The organism is Halomonas sp. E14 (assembly GCF_052568415.1).
In genome coordinates this window covers 875,259-890,412 of record NZ_CP199423.1, presented here as the reverse complement: position 1 = coordinate 890,412, position 15,154 = coordinate 875,259, and the positions used below count along the sequence as shown (strand labels likewise).

At 63.2% G+C, this 15,154-nt stretch carries 14 protein-coding genes; 3 read left to right on the top strand and 11 right to left on the bottom strand.

Translation table 11 applies throughout. The annotated features are described in order from the left end of the window. Nucleotides 1-3 precede the first annotated feature (3 nt). Nucleotides 4-774, bottom strand: a complete 771-nt coding sequence (locus ACT7B3_RS04090) for an NERD domain-containing protein (RefSeq protein ID WP_445156934.1) — start codon at nucleotides 772-774, stop codon at nucleotides 4-6. Between the two features lie 297 nt (nucleotides 775-1,071). Beyond that, a complete protein-coding gene (locus ACT7B3_RS04085) occupies nucleotides 1,072-1,635 on the bottom strand; it encodes a hypothetical protein (RefSeq protein ID WP_445156933.1) in 564 nt (187 codons plus the stop codon). 196 nt (nucleotides 1,636-1,831) lie between these two features. Between ACT7B3_RS04085 and ACT7B3_RS04080 the strand changes: the two genes are divergently transcribed. Continuing rightward, nucleotides 1,832-2,572, top strand: coding sequence for a dienelactone hydrolase family protein (locus ACT7B3_RS04080; RefSeq protein ID WP_445156932.1), 741 nt, complete (start codon nucleotides 1,832-1,834; stop codon nucleotides 2,570-2,572). A 197-nt stretch (nucleotides 2,573-2,769) separates the two neighbouring features. Here the strand turns inward: ACT7B3_RS04080 and ACT7B3_RS04075 are convergent, their stop codons facing one another. From ACT7B3_RS04075 to ACT7B3_RS04065, 3 genes are all read right to left on the bottom strand, one after another. Beyond that, on the bottom strand, nucleotides 2,770-3,978 hold the full coding sequence (locus ACT7B3_RS04075) for a hypothetical protein (protein ID WP_445156931.1): 1,209 nt from the start codon (nucleotides 3,976-3,978) through the stop codon (nucleotides 2,770-2,772). A 478-nt stretch (nucleotides 3,979-4,456) separates the two neighbouring features. Further along, nucleotides 4,457-5,167, bottom strand: a complete 711-nt coding sequence (locus ACT7B3_RS04070) for an LrgB family protein (RefSeq protein ID WP_445156930.1) — start codon at nucleotides 5,165-5,167, stop codon at nucleotides 4,457-4,459. Continuing rightward, entirely contained in the window at nucleotides 5,164-5,538 is a 375-nt protein-coding gene (locus ACT7B3_RS04065; protein ID WP_444678268.1) for a CidA/LrgA family protein, read from the bottom strand. The genes ACT7B3_RS04070 and ACT7B3_RS04065 overlap by 4 nt, the downstream gene beginning before the upstream one ends. A gap of 312 nt (nucleotides 5,539-5,850) precedes the next feature. On the opposite strand from ACT7B3_RS04065, the gene ACT7B3_RS04060 reads away from it, so the two are divergent. Next, nucleotides 5,851-6,336: a phosphate-starvation-inducible PsiE family protein gene (locus ACT7B3_RS04060; protein ID WP_444678269.1), complete on the top strand. Its 486-nt coding sequence runs from the start codon at nucleotides 5,851-5,853 to the stop codon at nucleotides 6,334-6,336. 280 nt (nucleotides 6,337-6,616) lie between these two features. Further along, nucleotides 6,617-8,032: a PhoH family protein gene (locus tag ACT7B3_RS04055; protein ID WP_445156929.1), complete on the top strand. Its 1,416-nt coding sequence runs from the start codon at nucleotides 6,617-6,619 to the stop codon at nucleotides 8,030-8,032. 51 nt (nucleotides 8,033-8,083) lie between these two features. Here the strand turns inward: ACT7B3_RS04055 and ACT7B3_RS04050 are convergent, their stop codons facing one another. The 6 genes from ACT7B3_RS04050 to trpB all read right to left on the bottom strand — a co-directional run bounded on the left by ACT7B3_RS04050 (nucleotide 8,084) and on the right by trpB (nucleotide 15,120). Further along, entirely contained in the window at nucleotides 8,084-9,886 is a 1,803-nt protein-coding gene (locus ACT7B3_RS04050; RefSeq protein ID WP_445156928.1) for a complex I subunit 5 family protein, read from the bottom strand. Beyond that, complete coding sequence (locus ACT7B3_RS04045; protein WP_444678271.1) at nucleotides 9,883-11,388, bottom strand: proton-conducting transporter transmembrane domain-containing protein; 1,506 nt, start codon at nucleotides 11,386-11,388, stop codon at nucleotides 9,883-9,885. The genes ACT7B3_RS04050 and ACT7B3_RS04045 overlap by 4 nt, the downstream gene beginning before the upstream one ends. Further along, nucleotides 11,385-12,875, bottom strand: coding sequence for a complex I subunit 5 family protein (locus tag ACT7B3_RS04040; RefSeq protein WP_191223353.1), 1,491 nt, complete (start codon nucleotides 12,873-12,875; stop codon nucleotides 11,385-11,387). Before ACT7B3_RS04040 ends, ACT7B3_RS04045 begins: the two co-directional genes overlap by 4 nt. Continuing rightward, nucleotides 12,872-13,546, bottom strand: coding sequence for an NADH-quinone oxidoreductase subunit K (locus tag ACT7B3_RS04035; protein ID WP_445156927.1), 675 nt, complete (start codon nucleotides 13,544-13,546; stop codon nucleotides 12,872-12,874). Before ACT7B3_RS04035 ends, ACT7B3_RS04040 begins: the two co-directional genes overlap by 4 nt. Nucleotides 13,547-13,556: 10 nt before the next feature. Then, a complete protein-coding gene (locus tag ACT7B3_RS04030) occupies nucleotides 13,557-13,781 on the bottom strand; it encodes a hypothetical protein (protein WP_445156926.1) in 225 nt (74 codons plus the stop codon). 136 nt (nucleotides 13,782-13,917) lie between these two features. Continuing rightward, a complete protein-coding gene (trpB, locus tag ACT7B3_RS04025) occupies nucleotides 13,918-15,120 on the bottom strand; it encodes a tryptophan synthase subunit beta (protein WP_444678275.1) in 1,203 nt (400 codons plus the stop codon). Nucleotides 15,121-15,154: the final 34 nt, after the last annotated feature.

The window sequence follows — 15,154 nt, the reverse complement described above, 5'->3', positions numbered from 1 at the left end:
GCCCTACGCCACATCCTGCACCTCTCGGCACTTGGGATAGGACGAGCAGCCCCAGAATCGGTTGCCGGCGTTTGCTCCCCGTTTCGATGTGCGCAGCACCATGGCGCTGCCGCACTTGAGGCAGGTTCTGTCGGAGCTGGATTCGAAGCGGGCCTGGAGCTGTTTCACATGCTGGCGGTGCGTTTGTCGCGCGGGCGCCAGGCGGCCGGTGGTGATCTTTTCCAGCACTTGCTCTACCTGGGCTTGCGTCAGCACGGGCTCGCGGAACGACTTGATGTAGCGCACGTAGCCGCCGCCGATGGTGACGTTGTCGGGTATGCGGGTCTTGAATACGGCGCTGCCGGAGAAGACCACCAGCGAATGGATGGTATCTGCCGGCACGTCGAGCAGGGCTTCCAGCGCCTTCACGTGCTTGTAGTTCTGACGCAGCGGGTTCTGGAACTTGAAGCTCTTGCGGTAGAGCTTCTGGGTCCATTGGGCCTGGCGTTCGCTGCCGAAGATCCAGCCCGCCATGTGCTTGGTTTCGATGACGAAGATGCCATAGCGGGAGACCAGCACGTGGTCGATCTGGGTGGTGCCGTCGGGCGTGGGCAGCGTGACGTTGTGAACGCCGCGGTACGCCTCTGCCGGTAGCCGCACCTTGGCGATCAGCTTGACGAAGGCTTCGCCGAACATGCCCTTGACCGAACGAGACCTGAGAATGCCGAGTATCACCAGGAGGGGCAGCACCCACCACAGCGGCCTGGCGACTTCAAGGAAGAGGGAGTAATCCAAGATCTCGTCTCGCGGAAAGGTTAGTGCATGAAGCCTTGGCTTCTGCCTGATTAGGCAAACCTAACCCCATCCTTCGTGTAAAGCCACGTAACAAGCTTGGATTTTGATCTTGGTCGTAGTCGTGTGGCGAGTGGCTTACTTGTAGTAAGAAATATCATACAAAAGTCGTTGCGATTTTCCTCTTTCAAAATAAGGAACCGAGCTCTCCTACTCCCATGGCTACTGGACAATACAAGGTCACGCCTCCCTCCCAGCCACCGCACAACGGTGTAGCGTTCAATACTGCACCGGCAAGCGTCAGCGGCTAGTGTCGCTGCGCAGCGCATAGCCCAAGGAGCTCATCAGGCTCTCCCTTCGCTTGTACCAGCTGCTGGTGTCGTCCATTTCCCTGAATGATGAAAGCTCGCTGGCCAGCCTGTCCTGGGCGAGTTCGCTACGGTCGAGCCGGCTCAGTATCTTCGAATAGAGCGCGTTTTCGCGTTCCACCAGCGGCAGCGAGTCTCCCGGCCAAGGCAGCTGATTCTGCATCGCAGTTTGGTACCGCGACTTGACCTCATAAATCAGCCTCGTCCACTCGCCGATCAGCTCAGCGGTGTCGTGGTTTGCGCTTGCCCGGGCGGGCACAGGTGCTTGCTGATGCTGCGATCTCATGGCGTCTAACTGCTGGCGAAGCGCGTTATTCTCTTGCTTGAGAGAGTCATTCTGTTGCTTCAGCGCCTCTTCCTGCGCCTTGAACAGCTCGATTCGATGCCTGAACAAGAAGTGAAGCATCACCCATAATATTGGCGCTACCACCACGACCGTGGCCACGATCGTCGCCCAATGCTCAGCAATAAAGGCTGTGAGCTCCCCGACGTTCATATCGATGGACTCCCTATGCGCTCTTCGTATACACGGACATCCAACCACGATCCCGATATCTTGTGAGCATAGGCCAGGGGGGGCGCCCGGCCAAAAGCGGCTTCGGCACCTTGTAAGCTGGCTGACGCGATAGAAGCAGGCTGGATGCGTTGCCGCTATGCTGAGCAGCACTCGCCATCGACAACCGGAGCCCGCCATGTCTCGTGCTATCGAAATCGCCAGTACCGACGGCGCCATCGATGCCCATATCTTCACGCCCGCCAACGCCGACGGCCCGCTTCCTGCGGTGGTGCTCTTCACCGATATCGGTGGCCTGCGCCCCTGCTACCACGAGAAGGCCCAGCACGTGGCCGACAATGGCTACGCCGTGCTGATGCCCAACATCTATTACCGCAGCGCACGCGGCCGCGTGGTGCCGGAAGGCAGGTCGTTCCGCGACCCGGACGTGCGCCAGGTGCTGTTCGGCTATGCCGGCCTGCTCACCCCCGTGGCACAGTCACGCGACTTCACCGCTCTGCTCGATTGCATCGACAAGGAGGCGGAGTTTGCCGAAGGGAAGATCGGTGTGGTCGGCTACTGCATGACCGGGGCCTTCGCGCTGCGCATGGCGGCCGAACACCCCGAGCGCATCGCCGCCGCGGCGGGTTTCCATTCTGCCAACCTGGCGGTAGCCGGCGACGCGAACAGCGTCGTGCAGGTAGTGGACCGCATCGCTGGGCGGGTCTACCTCGGCCACGCCGACAAGGACGATCTGCTGCCCCCCGAGCAGATCGCCCGCATGGACGAAGCGCTGGCCGCCGCCGGCGTGCACTTCACCACCGAGCTCTACCAGGGTGCCGCCCACGGTTTCACCGCCAAGGATGCACCCTCCTACGATGCTACCGCCGATGCCCTGCATCACAGGCGGATCGCGCTGCTGCTGGAGGAGGCGCTGTAGTTGGAGAACTTGGTGAGCCAGCTGCGGCCCCGGTGTGGGCCGCAGAGGAGACAGACGAGATTAGTTATGCTTGCCAAATTTTGGCTTCTTTTAGGATTATTGGAGGTTTAGCAATGTCTGATTAAGACTGACGTAGAGGGACGTTTCACATCGCAAGCGAAAACCAGCTACGCTGAAGTAAAAAATCAACTAAAACCCTATAAATTAGCAGAATGTATTTTGGTCAGTGAAACCCATTCAGGAAGAGTGAACTTTCTACTTGCATTAGCGATATTTTTAGGAATTCTTTCCAGCGCATCATCCGGAATTTTATCCTCGAAAAACCTCACAACGAGATTAACCCTGACTCCAAATGGGATATTATTAATCTCTTTTTTAAAATGCTGCCTAATTTGTTGATAAAATTTCGACCTCCCTTTCTCAGATTCAAGCTGCCTGTTCTTAGGCTCGAAGACATATTCAACCCCACTCTTTGGGTATTCATAATAACGCTTGAAACAGCCAAGCTCTGGCGACATTCCCACAACTCGCCTAAACTTTCTCTTGAAAGTGGAAAATGCAGGCTCTACGTGAATAGGCAGGCACCATTTTACCGTATCAGCAACAAATACTTCGCGTGCATATGGCTCCTTAACGCCAGATAAAATTGCCTTAGCTTTCGCTCTAGGCAATTTAGAGCTATGCAGGTTTTTTGGATCAAGGACATTGGAAAGAACCAACAAAGCAAGCTCTACTAAATGCAACCTATCCCAACGAGCATTACCGAATTCATCATTGGCAGAACTTATAAAATCCTCCAAATAAATCAGCCATCTAACAAGCCCCTTATCATTCTCTACTTTTTCGCAAAATTCTGCGAATCCTAAACATTCTTTTTCCCCCTGACTATTCTCAACAACAATCAACTCCCCTAACGCCTTGCATATTAACTTGGGAAGTTCCCCAGTGCCCAGGTTGTTTTTTCGATAATTACCACAGCGAAAATAAATGTTGTTATTCAGGGCTTTCTCAACAAGTATAAACGCCCTAAACATCTCACGCGATCTTTTCGTATCGGAAATCCGCAACTGGAGGATCTTATTATTCATGATCTCAACCCATCCAAAATACGAACAAAATATATACAAAGTGCTTAAATAGTAGTAATCGGAAGTTTGGAACCAATTTTTACCTTGTGGTGACAAAAGATTTCCAATACGAGCCGCGAGAGCCTCAGATGCAGAGACTAACGGAACCTTGTATTGTTGAAGTGAATTCTCTACGTGGCGCTGATGCGCAATTTTTCCCCCCAGCACAACTTCAAATACAAGCTTCAGGGAAGCACCTATTACCCCGCCAATAATAGAGGCTAACAAAAGGTAGATGAGAGAATTTTCGGGCTGCCCATCAGTAAAAATTTCAAACATATTTAATCACCCAATATATGGAATATTGAGACTTTCATTAAACCCCTAATGCATTTTCCATTTTTTCCTTACTCCCAACTATTTAAATAAAAGAGTGCTATTCGGTAGCATAAACTGCAACTACCATGCCGAGGATCCAGAGCAGGCAAACGCTATTGTTTAGCTTAGTCTAACGCTCCTCCTTCGGCCAAAAGAAAACCATTCGATCAAAATTTCCACCGCAGCACGTAGGCGCACCCTTCGTAAATAACCTTATTTCTTTACACAATGAACCAAGCCCGATCCCCAGCCCAAGGATAGTCTCACCGATCCATGGTGAGCGACCCATAAACTCAGAGTGGCAGAGCCTGGCATGAGAACGAAGAAATTATTGATTTAGCATGTTTCTTGCGCGTGACGTCTCAAGGTCTTCGCTTCCGAGACGCTAGGGGGTTCTTTGATCAGCGCATACTTGAAGCGCTCCAGTGGTACCCCCTGCTCAACCGAGGAATAGCCGCCACACCAGCGGCAGGAACAGCGCGGTGAAGACGCCCGTCAGGCTCATGCCGAGCGAGGCGAAGGCACCGGCGGTGGGGCCGAGTTCGAAGGCACGCACAATGCCGATGGCGTGGCCGTTCACGCCCAAAGCGAAGCCGAGGATGCGCGGGTCGGTGATCTTGAGCGGGCGGGCCAGCAGCGAGACGAAGATGGTCGACATTACCCCGGTGATCAGCAGGCCGCCGAGCATCAGCGAGAGCGAGCCGCCGATCTGCTCCAGGATGCCCATGGCGATGGGCGCTGTGACCGACTTGGGCACCAGCGAGGCGAGCACCGCGGGCGGCGCGCCGAGCAGCCAGGCGATCAGCACGGCATAGAGCGCGGCCAGGGCGGCGGCCAGCGGCAGGCAGCACAGGATGGGTTTCCACAGCTCAAAGATGTGCTGGCGCTGCTGGTAGAGCGGTACGGCCAGCGCCACGGTGGCGGGGCCCAGCAGCAGGGTCAGCCAGGCCACGTTACGCTGGTAGTCGGCGAATTCATAGCCCAGCAGCCACAGGCCGGCGGCGGTGAACAGCGCACCGATCAATACCGCAGGGCACCAGCTCGGCCGACCGAGCCGTTCGAACAGGGCCACACCGCCCAGATAGGCGGCCAGGGTCAGCGCCACGGCCAGGATAGGGGTGTCGAGCAGCGAAGCGTGCAGCGCGCTCATGCCTGGCCCTGCCTGTCGGTCGGCGGGATTTCGCCGGGAATGAAGCGGCGCATCAGCCACAGGGTAGTCAGCACGCTGAGGAAGGTGCCCAATACCAGTGCCACCATCACGGCGGTCCAGTGGCCGGCAAATTCATCGATGACAAAGAACACCCCTACCACTCCCGGCATCACCAGCATGGCCAGCAGCGGTATCAGCGCCTGGCTGGCCGTGGCCACGGGCTCGTTCAGCCGCCGCCGCGCCAGCAGCCAGGCCAGCAGCAGCAGCAGCCCGGCCATGGCGTGGGAAACGGGAAGCGCCAGCAGCTCGACGAGCAGGTGGCCGAGCAGCTGAAAGCCGAGCAGCCAGAGAAACCCTTGCAGTAGTTTCATGTGCCTCCAGGCATCGTTACCGGCCTGTAACGCAGCAGCGACAAGGCCGGGCTAAGGTCCGCGCCAAAAAAGATTACTATGCTAACAATTTTGACGAGAGATGCCGAGTTCTACCGCTCACTTTAGCGGCCCCTCGCTTAAGGCAACCAACCGGGCATGGGATAGCCTTTGCCTAGCGTATTGCAAACCTACGCCAAGGCTCGGGCGGCGGGGCTGCAGCCTACATTTGCGCCTACTCATCAAACTTTTCAGGGCTTAACGCGATCCAACGGCGAGGCAACAAGGCCTGACGCAGCCTTAAGGGTGGGCACAATGGAAGAGTCTCGCAAAGAAGACCCCAAGCGCTTGTTGAACCATCGCCTCTATCATGACGAACTGCCTCAGGAGCATGAAGACCCGTTGATCCGCCAGCTGCACCGGATCATCCGCCTTGCCGTGAAGGTGCTCTCGATCCTGATGGTGGTGGTGATCATCTGGGGCGTGATCGACGTGGTCTACATGCTCTACACCCGGCTGATGACGCCGCCGTTCATGCTGTTCGAAGTGAGCGATATCTTCGCCATCTTCAGCGCCTTCATGGTGGTGCTGATCGCCATCGAGATTTTCATCAACATCCGCCTCTACCTCGGCACCAACATGCTGCCGATCCAGTTGGTTATCGCGACCGCGCTGATGGCGATTGCGCGCAAGGTGATCATCATGGATACCGACTACGTCACCGCCATGGAGATCATGGCGATTGCCGCCGTGGTACTGGCCCTGGGCATCACCCACTGGCTGGTGACCCGAAGGCCTTGAGCGAGACGCCTTGACCACCGACGGCGACAACGGCTGGTTACGTCGATCAGGGGCGAGGAGCAGCGCGCCTCGCCCCGCCCCGTTCAACGCTTCGCTGTCGGCGTTGAAGCGAAACGATGGCGCAGGGCGCCGCTAGGCACCATGCTAGAACTAACCGCAGCCAACCCGGGGAGGAAAAAGCAGTCTGCAGGGGCATTGGCCTCCAGTGCTACGAACTGTCACGCAACGGAATGATTCGTAGGCCAGTGTCATGGGTGCCGTCTACTAGGAGTGTTGCCCGATGGTACGACTCGACAAGAAAGCCAAGCGGCTCTACGTGCTGGACACCAACGTCCTGCTTCACGACCCCGCTGCCCTCTACCAGTTCGAGGAGCACGAGGTGGTCATCCCGATGACCGTCCTCGAGGAACTCGACAAACTCAAGAATGGCCTGCGCGAAATCGCCCGCACCGCCCGCCAGGTCAGCCGTACCCTTTCCGACTTCACCAGCCAGGTCACCTTCGACGAGATACAGCGAGGCATACCGATTCCGCGTGCCGGCGGTCAGACCCTGGGCCACCTGCGCTTTCTCTGCTACCCCGAACTGAAATCCCTGGAGCAACTCGAGGAGAGCCCCGACAACCGCATCCTGGCCGAAACCTTCCGCCTGCGCGACGAACGCCCCGACGCGTCGGTGGTGCTTGTCACCAAAGACATCAACCTGCGGGTCAAGGCGGCCGCCCTGCGCATGCCGGTGGAGGACTACCTGACCGACCGCGCCTTCAGCGACAGCGATGTCATGCTCGAGGGCGTACGCATCTTCCCCGGCGCCGAGACCGGCGGCAGCGGACCCTGGAGTCAGCTCGACGCAGAGGTATCGGTGGAACGGGTCGACCGCCACACCTTCTACCGGCTGGAAGGGCGCATGCCCGGCGACTGGCACCTCGGCATGCTGGTGTCCGACAGCGAGAACGGCGCCAGCTTCGAGGCCATCGTGCGCGAACTGAGCCCCGGCCATGCGCGGCTGCAGCTGCTGACCAACTACCGCCACAAGGAGGGCGTATGGGGCGTCCACGCCCATGACAGCCGGCAGAACTTCGCCCTGAACCTGCTGATGGACGACGAGATCGACCTGGTCACCATTGCCGGCAGCGCCGGTACCGGCAAGACCTTCATGACCCTGGCTGCGGCCTTCCAGCAGACCCTGGACGTCAAGCGCTTCGAGCGCATCGTCTTCACCCGTGCGCCGATCTCCATGAGCGAGGACATCGGCTTCCTGCCCGGCACCGAAGAGGAGAAGATGTCGCCCTGGATGGGCGCCTTCCACGACAACATGGACAACCTGCTGCGCGACGAGGGCGACGGCAGCACCAGCTGGAGCCAGGACGCCACGCGCAGCCTGATCGGCTCACGCGTGCAGATCCGCGCCCCCGGCTTCATGCGCGGGCGCACCCTGAACGACACCTTCCTGATCATCGACGAGGCCCAGAACTTCACCCCCAAGCAGCTCAAGACCCTGCTCACCCGCGCCGGGCGCAACACCAAGATCGTCTGCCTGGGCAACGTCGGCCAGATTGACACGCCCTACCTCACCGCCAACACCTGCGGCATGGCGGCGGTGGTGCAGCGCTTCAGCAACTGGCCCCATGCCGGGCACGTCACGCTGCGCAGCGTCGAACGCTCGCGCCTGGCGCTGGCCGGCGAGGAGCTGATGTAGCGGGGCCCGCCCCGCTTTCGCCACCCCTGGCTGGGCGCCCAGGTCATCGGGTCAGCCCAGCCATAGCCCCAGCAGCAGCGCTACCGCCACCGCGACCAGCAGCGGCACCGCCAAGCGGCGGAAGCTGCGCTCATAGGCCACCAGGCCGGTGGCGAAGTGCACCGCACGCTGCTCCCACCCCGATAGATACTCGCGCACCCGGGCACCGCGCCGCTCGCCGGCATCGTTGAAGCGGCGCAGCCGAGCGGCCAGCCCGCGGGCCAGACGGGCATACAGCCACCACAGGTCGCCCGGCAGCAGGCGCGACAGGGCACGCCACTCGTGCCGGGAGCGTGCCAGCACCGCCATTGCCAGCCCCGCCAGCACCAGGCCCAGCAGCGGCGGCCACAGTAGGCTTGGCCATTCGGCGAGTGGCGGCCAGTGCAGCACGCCGCCGGCCAGCGGCACCCACAGCGGCACGCTCAGCGCGGCGGCCACGCTGCCCAGCCAGGCCAGCGACATGGGGGCGTACCAGGGCACCGAGTCGTCGCTGCGCTCGTCCCACTGCCGCCACAGGGTGCGCGCCATTAGCAGCGTGGTGCCAATCGCCGCCACGCTCAGCCAGGTCACCAGCGTGCCGTAGCCGCCGTCGTAGAGCACTTCCTTGAAGGTGCCTTTGGTGACCAGGCCCGAGGTGAAGGCGCCGGTCAGCGACAGCGCCGGCAACGCCAGCAGCAGCCAGACGAGCCAGACCGGCAGCCGCGGAGGGTGCTGGCTGATCCCCACCCCGAGGAACAGCGCGCCCTTGGTCATGGCGTGGTGGGTGGCGAACAGCGCCACCGCGACCAGCAGCGCCGGCCACAGGCTGGGTGCCATCATGCCCACCCCCACCAGCGTGGCCATCATGCCCAGCTGGCTGACGCTGGAATAGGCCAGCACGGCCTTGGGGTGGCGCTGAGTTACTCCATAGAGCGCCGCCGCCAGCGCGCCAAGCAGCCCCAGCACCATCACTACCCGGCCCAGCAGTTCGAGCCCGGCCTCGGGGTTGCCCAGCGGCAGGGTGCTGAGCCAGCCCACCAGGCCGGCCTTGACCATCACCCCCGAGAGCACCGCGCTGGCCGGGGTGGGCGCCACCGGGTGGGCCAGCGGCAGCCAGACATGCAGCCCCAGCACGCCGGCCTTCACGCCGAACCCGAGCCACAGGATGGTGGCCATCCAGTGGCCGTACTCGGCCGCGGCGATGGCCACCCGCAGCTCGCCGAGGGTAAGCACCTGGGCCGAGCCGGCCGACCACAGCAGGCCGCCAAGGATCATGCCCTCGCCGAGCACCGCCATGACCAGGTAGGCGCGCCCGCCCAGGTGGGCATCGCGGTGGCCGGCATGCACCACCAGGCCGTAGGCGGCGAAGGTCATCAGGGCGAAGCCCAGGTAGAAGCTCGGGATGTCCTCGGCCAGCAGCAGCAGCAGGTTGCCGGCCAGGGTGAGCTGCCACAGCAGCGCGAAACCCAGCAGGCGGCGGAAAGCATCGGCATCGCCCTGCTCGGCCGCCTGCTGCTCTGGCTGCAGGTAGCCGCGTGCATAGAGCCCCGCCAGCGCCCACAGCAGCGCACTGAACAGCAGCCACGGGCGCCGTGTGCCGTCGAGCTGCCAATCGCCACCCAGCAGCCAGCCATTCAGCACCAGCCAGGCATCGCCGGGCCACAGCGCCAGCAGCAGCGCCGGCACGGGCGCCGACACCCACCAGGCATCCAGCAGCTGCGGGCGCTTGCCGGGCCGCGCCAGCGCCCCGTGCTCCAGCGCCAGGCGCAGCGGGTTGCGCAGTGCCAGCAGCAGCGGCCACAGCAGCGCCAGCAGCAACAGCAGCGTTCCCGTCATGGCAGGTACTCCTCGGCGGCAACGAAGGAGGCCAGGTCGAGCGGGCTGAACGGCAGCCCGGCGAACAGTCCTGCCATCAGGCTGAACACGGCGGTGGCCACGGTGGGCCACAGCAGCCAGCCGCTGGTCTCGAAGCGCCCCCGGCGCCGCTCGTCCGGCCATTCGCCCTGCCCGTGCGCCGGCCCGTGGCGGAACCACAGGCGGTACAGGATGGGCAGGAAGTAGGCCGAATTGAGCAGGCTGCTGGCCACCAGCACGCCGATCACCCACGGCATGTTCGCTTCCACCGCGCCCATGCCGAGGTACCACTTGCTGACGAAGCCGGCCACCGGCGGCAGGCCGATCATGCCCAGTGCCCCCACCGTGAACGCCAGGCTGGTCAGCGGCATGCGCCGCCCCGCGCCGTCGAGCTCATCGATACGATGGATACCGAGCTCCTCGGCATAGTTGCCGGCGCAGTAGAACAGCGTGACCTTCATCAGGCCTTGGTGCATCAGGTGCATCAGCCCGGCAATGGTGCCGAAGGGACCGAACAGGCTGATGCCGAGCACGATGTAGGAGACCTGGCTAATGGTGGAGAAGGCCAGCCGCGGCTTGAGCTCCTGCTGGGCCAGCGCACGCAGCGAGCCATATAGGATGGTCACGGTGGCGATCACGCTGAGCAGGGTGAGCAGGCCCAGCTCATAGGTCAGCGAAATGCCGTAGACGTCGTACACCAGCCGCACGATACCGAAGGCGCCCGCCTTCACCACCGCTACCGCGTGCAGCAGCGCACTGACCGGCGCCGGCGCCACCATGGCGCGCGGCAGCCAGCCGTGCAGCGGCACCAGCGCGGCCTTCACCCCCAGCCCCACCAGCATGAGCACGAACACCACGGTGAGCATCAGGTGGGCGTCCGGCCCCAGCTCGGCCAGCCGCTCGCGTTCACCGAAGGCAACGTCACCCACCAGGGCATGCAGGGCCACCACGCCGAGCAGCAGCAGCAGCCCGCCGGTCAGGGTATAGCGCAAATAGACTGTGCCCGCCGCCAGCGCCTTGGGGTGGCCGCGGTGCACCACCAGCGGATAGGTCGACAGCGTGAGCAGCTCGTAGAACAGCAGGAAGGTAAACAGGTTGCCGGCCAGGGCAATGCCGATGGTGCTGGCCACGCACAGGCTGAAGAAGCCGAAGAAGCGCTTGCGATTGGGCGAGTCTTCCAGGTAGCCGATGGCGAAGATGGTGGTGGCCAGCCACAGCAGCGACGACAGGCCGGCGAACATGAGGCCCAGCGCATCGACCTGGAACAGGAAGGTAACCCCCTGCACCACGGTGAAGCTGAAGCGGTACTCCGCGCCTTGGTAGACCCCCAGCACCATCAGTGCCACCAGCCCCAGCTTGAGCAGCGCCGCCGTCAGGTTGAGCACGGTGCGCAGGCGCCAGGCCCGCTCGGGCAGCGCGAAGATCAACGGCACCATCAACAGCGATGTGGCCAACGTGGCCAGCGGCAGCCAGGCCTGGCTCATGGCGCACCTCCTGCAACCCGCAGCAGCGACAGCGGCCATTCCGCCACCAGCCCCAGCAGCAGCGAGGCCAGCGCCAGCATCAGGGCCAGGATCTCCATGCTCCAGGGTACGCGGCGGAACTCGCCAAGTTCGCCGCCTTCGACGAACGAATAGCGCAGGATGCGAAACACGTAGGCCGCGCCCAGCAGAGTGCCCATCGCCAGGGCGGTCAGCCACAGCCAGTATCCCCCCTCCAGCGCCGCCTGCAGCAGCAGCCACTTGGCGGTGAAGCCGCCGCTGGGCGGCAGCCCGATCAGGCTGATCGAAGCGATGCCGAAGCTGAGCAGCGACAGCGGCATGCCTCGACTGACGCCGGCCAGCCCCCGCACGCTGGACTGGCGCGTGGAGAAGACCAGATTACCGGTGGCGAAGAACATGCCCGCCTTGGCCAGGCTATGCGCCGCCAGCTGCAGCCAGGTGCCCTCCCAGGCGGCGGCCGATACCGACGGCGAGGTGCCGACCATCAGCGCCAGCCCCAGCATGAGATAGCCGAGCTGCGACACCGTGGACCAGGCCACCACATCCTTCAGCTTGGCCGCCCGCCACGCCAGCAGCCCGCCCCAGACGACGGCGGCGCTGCCCATGGCACCGAGCAGCCAGCCGGCCACGCTGGCGCCAGGCACCAGCACCAGGATCAGCTGCAGGGCGATGAAGAAGGAGCCCTTCACCACCAACGCGGCATGCAGCGCGCTGACCGGCGTCCAGGCCGCGCCGTGCACCGGCGCCAGCCAGGCATGCAGGGGAAAGATCGCCGCCTTGAGCAGCAGCCCGGCGCTGAGCAGCGCCACCGCGACCCACAGCAGCGGGCCGGGCTCGGCCGCCAATGCCAGCCCGGCCAGGTCCAGGCGCTGCCAGGCGCCTAGCAGCAGCGCCACGCCGAGCAGGAACGCCAGCGAGCCGACCAGCGCCAGCAGCAGGTAGCGCATCCCGGCGGCCAGGGCTTCCACCCGCCCGGGCAGCAGCATCAGTCCGACCGCCGCCAGCCCCATCAGCTCCAGGCCGATATAGAGCGTAAGCAGGTCTCCCGCCAGCCAGATCAGCGACAGGCTGCTGGCCAGCGCGCCCTGCAGCGGCCACAGCCATGCCTGGCCGACGCGGGCGCCGATCTCCACGCTCAGGTAGGCCGGCGCGTAGGCGGCACTGGTCAGCGTCAGCAGCTGGGTCAGCAGCAGCAGCAGCAGGGTCAGGGCGTTGGCCCGCCAGTGCAGCTCCAGCGGGCCCAGCGCAATTAGCCAGGCCTGGGCGCCCTCGTCGAGCACCTGGCGCGAAAGCAGCGCCAGCGCCACCAGCGGCAGCAGGCAGACCAGGATCACCGGCCAGCTGCGCACCGGGCGGGTCAGCGCGCCCAGCACGCCCATCAGCAGCGGCAGGCCGAGCACCAGCAGCACCCAGTGCAGCTCCGTGGAAGTGGCGTGGGGAAGCACATGCAGGCCCAGGCGTTCGATCATTCGGCGCCCCGCCCTGGCGGATGGAAGGCCGCGGCGCTGAACGCCTCGAGTCCGTTGATTCGGCGAATCAGCAATGACCCAAGGGCAGTACCCAGCAGCGCAATCACCAGCCCGGTGATGACCAGGCCATGGCCCGCCGCCGGGGTGGTGTCACGCACCAGGGACATCAGCATCAGGAAAATGCCGGTGCCGATCACATTGAAGGCCAGCAGCCGGCGCAGCAGGTGGCGGTGCAGCGCGAAGGCCCACAGGCCCAGGCCGACCAGCCCCAGCCCGCCGAGGCGCAGCGGCTCGGTGCCGCTCTCGTTGGGGTGCGCCGCCAGCGCCATGCCCAGCATGGCCATTACCAGCAGGGCAGGCATCAGCCGCAGCAGGCCGCGCCGCCAGGTCAGCGGCACCGGGTCGCGCCAGCGCGTGAGACGCCCCCTTGGCGTGATCTCGCCGAGCCGCATCCCCAGTGAATGGAACAGGAACAGGCTGGTCAGCGCGGCGCCCAGCAGCAGCTCCAGCAGCGCCAGCCAGATGAAACCGGAGAGCCACCAGGTCAGCGCCACGCTCAGCGCAAAGAACACAAACCAGGCGCATGCCCTGACCATATGCCGGTCCAGCAGCGTCAAGGCTGCCAATACCGTCATGGCCAGGGCCGATAGCACCTCCAGAAATAGCGGCATGCACCGTGCCTCAGTGATGGCGGCGGTTCACGACCTCTTCGATCAACGCCTCGGACTCATCCTTGGGCACTTTTTCGAGCATGTCGACGGCTTCGTGGTAGTCGCACAGATAGCGCTTGCAGGACGCGCAGTGGACCTGATCGGTGGGGTTGCGTACCTGGTTGACGCGGTAGAGGTGGCTGCCGCATGAGGGACAGGCCACCGGCAGGCGAAGATCCTCGGAAGTATCGGGCATCATCACAGTCTCCTTGTGTTGAATGTCCAGCATCGAGTGAACGGATTGGGCGTTCTCGTCCAATACCTTGGGATTTATCCTGCCCGACTCAACCGTGGAAGGCCAATTTCGGGCAGGTACGTCCCCTACTAGCCTGTCAGAGTCCGAGCTTTTGCGCCACGTAGTCGGCATCCTTGTCGCCGCGGCCGGACAGGTTGATCAGGATATGGTGGTCCTTCGGCAGACGGGGCGCCACGCGCATGGCCCAGGCCACCGCATGGGCGCTCTCCAGCGCCGGGATGATGCCCTCCACCCGCGACAGGGTCAGGAAGGCGTCGAGGCATTCGGCGTCGGTGGCAGTCTCGTAATCGACCCGGCCCTGCTCCTTGAGGTAGCTGTGCTGCGGGCCCACGCCCGGGTAGTCGAGCCCCGAAGCGATGGAGTGCACCGGCAGCGGATTGCCCTGCTCGTCCTCCAGCACGTAGCACGCCATGCCGTGGATCTCGCCGGGCTTGCCCAGGGTCAGGGTGGCCGAGTGGCGCTGGGTATCGAGGCCCTCGCCGGCGGGCTCCACACCCACCAGCCGAACCGCGTCGTCATCGAGGAAGGCGGTGAACATACCGATAGCGTTGGAGCCACCGCCGACGCAGGCGGTGACGTAGTCGGGCAGCCGCCCGTGGCGCGCCAGGAACTGCTCGCGCGCTTCGCGGCCGATGATCGACTGGAAGTCGCGCACCATCTTCGGGAAGGGGTGCGGCCCCACCACCGAGCCGATGGCATAGATGTAGTTCTGCGGGTCCTTCAGGTACTCCTCGAAGGCGCTGTCCACGGCATCCTTGAGCGTGGCGGTACCACGCGTGACCGCCACCAGCTTGCAGCCGAGGATCTTCATCTTGGTGACGTTGGGGTGCTCCTTCTCGATGTCCACCTGGCCCATGTGGATCTCGCAGGGAATGCCTACCAGGGCGCAGGCGGTGGCCAGCGCCACGCCGTGCTGGCCGGCACCGGTCTCGGCGATCACCTTGGTCTTGCCCATGAACTTGGCCAGCAGCGCCTCGCCCAGGCAGTGGTTGATCTTGTGCGCGCCGGTGTGGTTGAGGTCCTCGCGCTTGAGGTACAGCTGGGCACCGCCGAGCTTTTCGGAAAGGCGCCGGGCGTGGAAGATCGGGCTGGGGCGACCGACGTAGTCGGCAAACAGCTCGGCCAGCTCCTGCTGGAAGTCGTCGCGTACGCGAATCTCTTCGTAGGCAGCGTGGATCTCGTCCATCACTGCCTTGAGCTCGGGCGGGATAAATTGCCCGCCAAAGCGGCCGAAGAAACCTTGAGCGTCGGGAAGGTTGGCGTACGGGGAAGTGCTCATTGAAGCGTCCTGAGGGTAACGGAAACGGATGCTG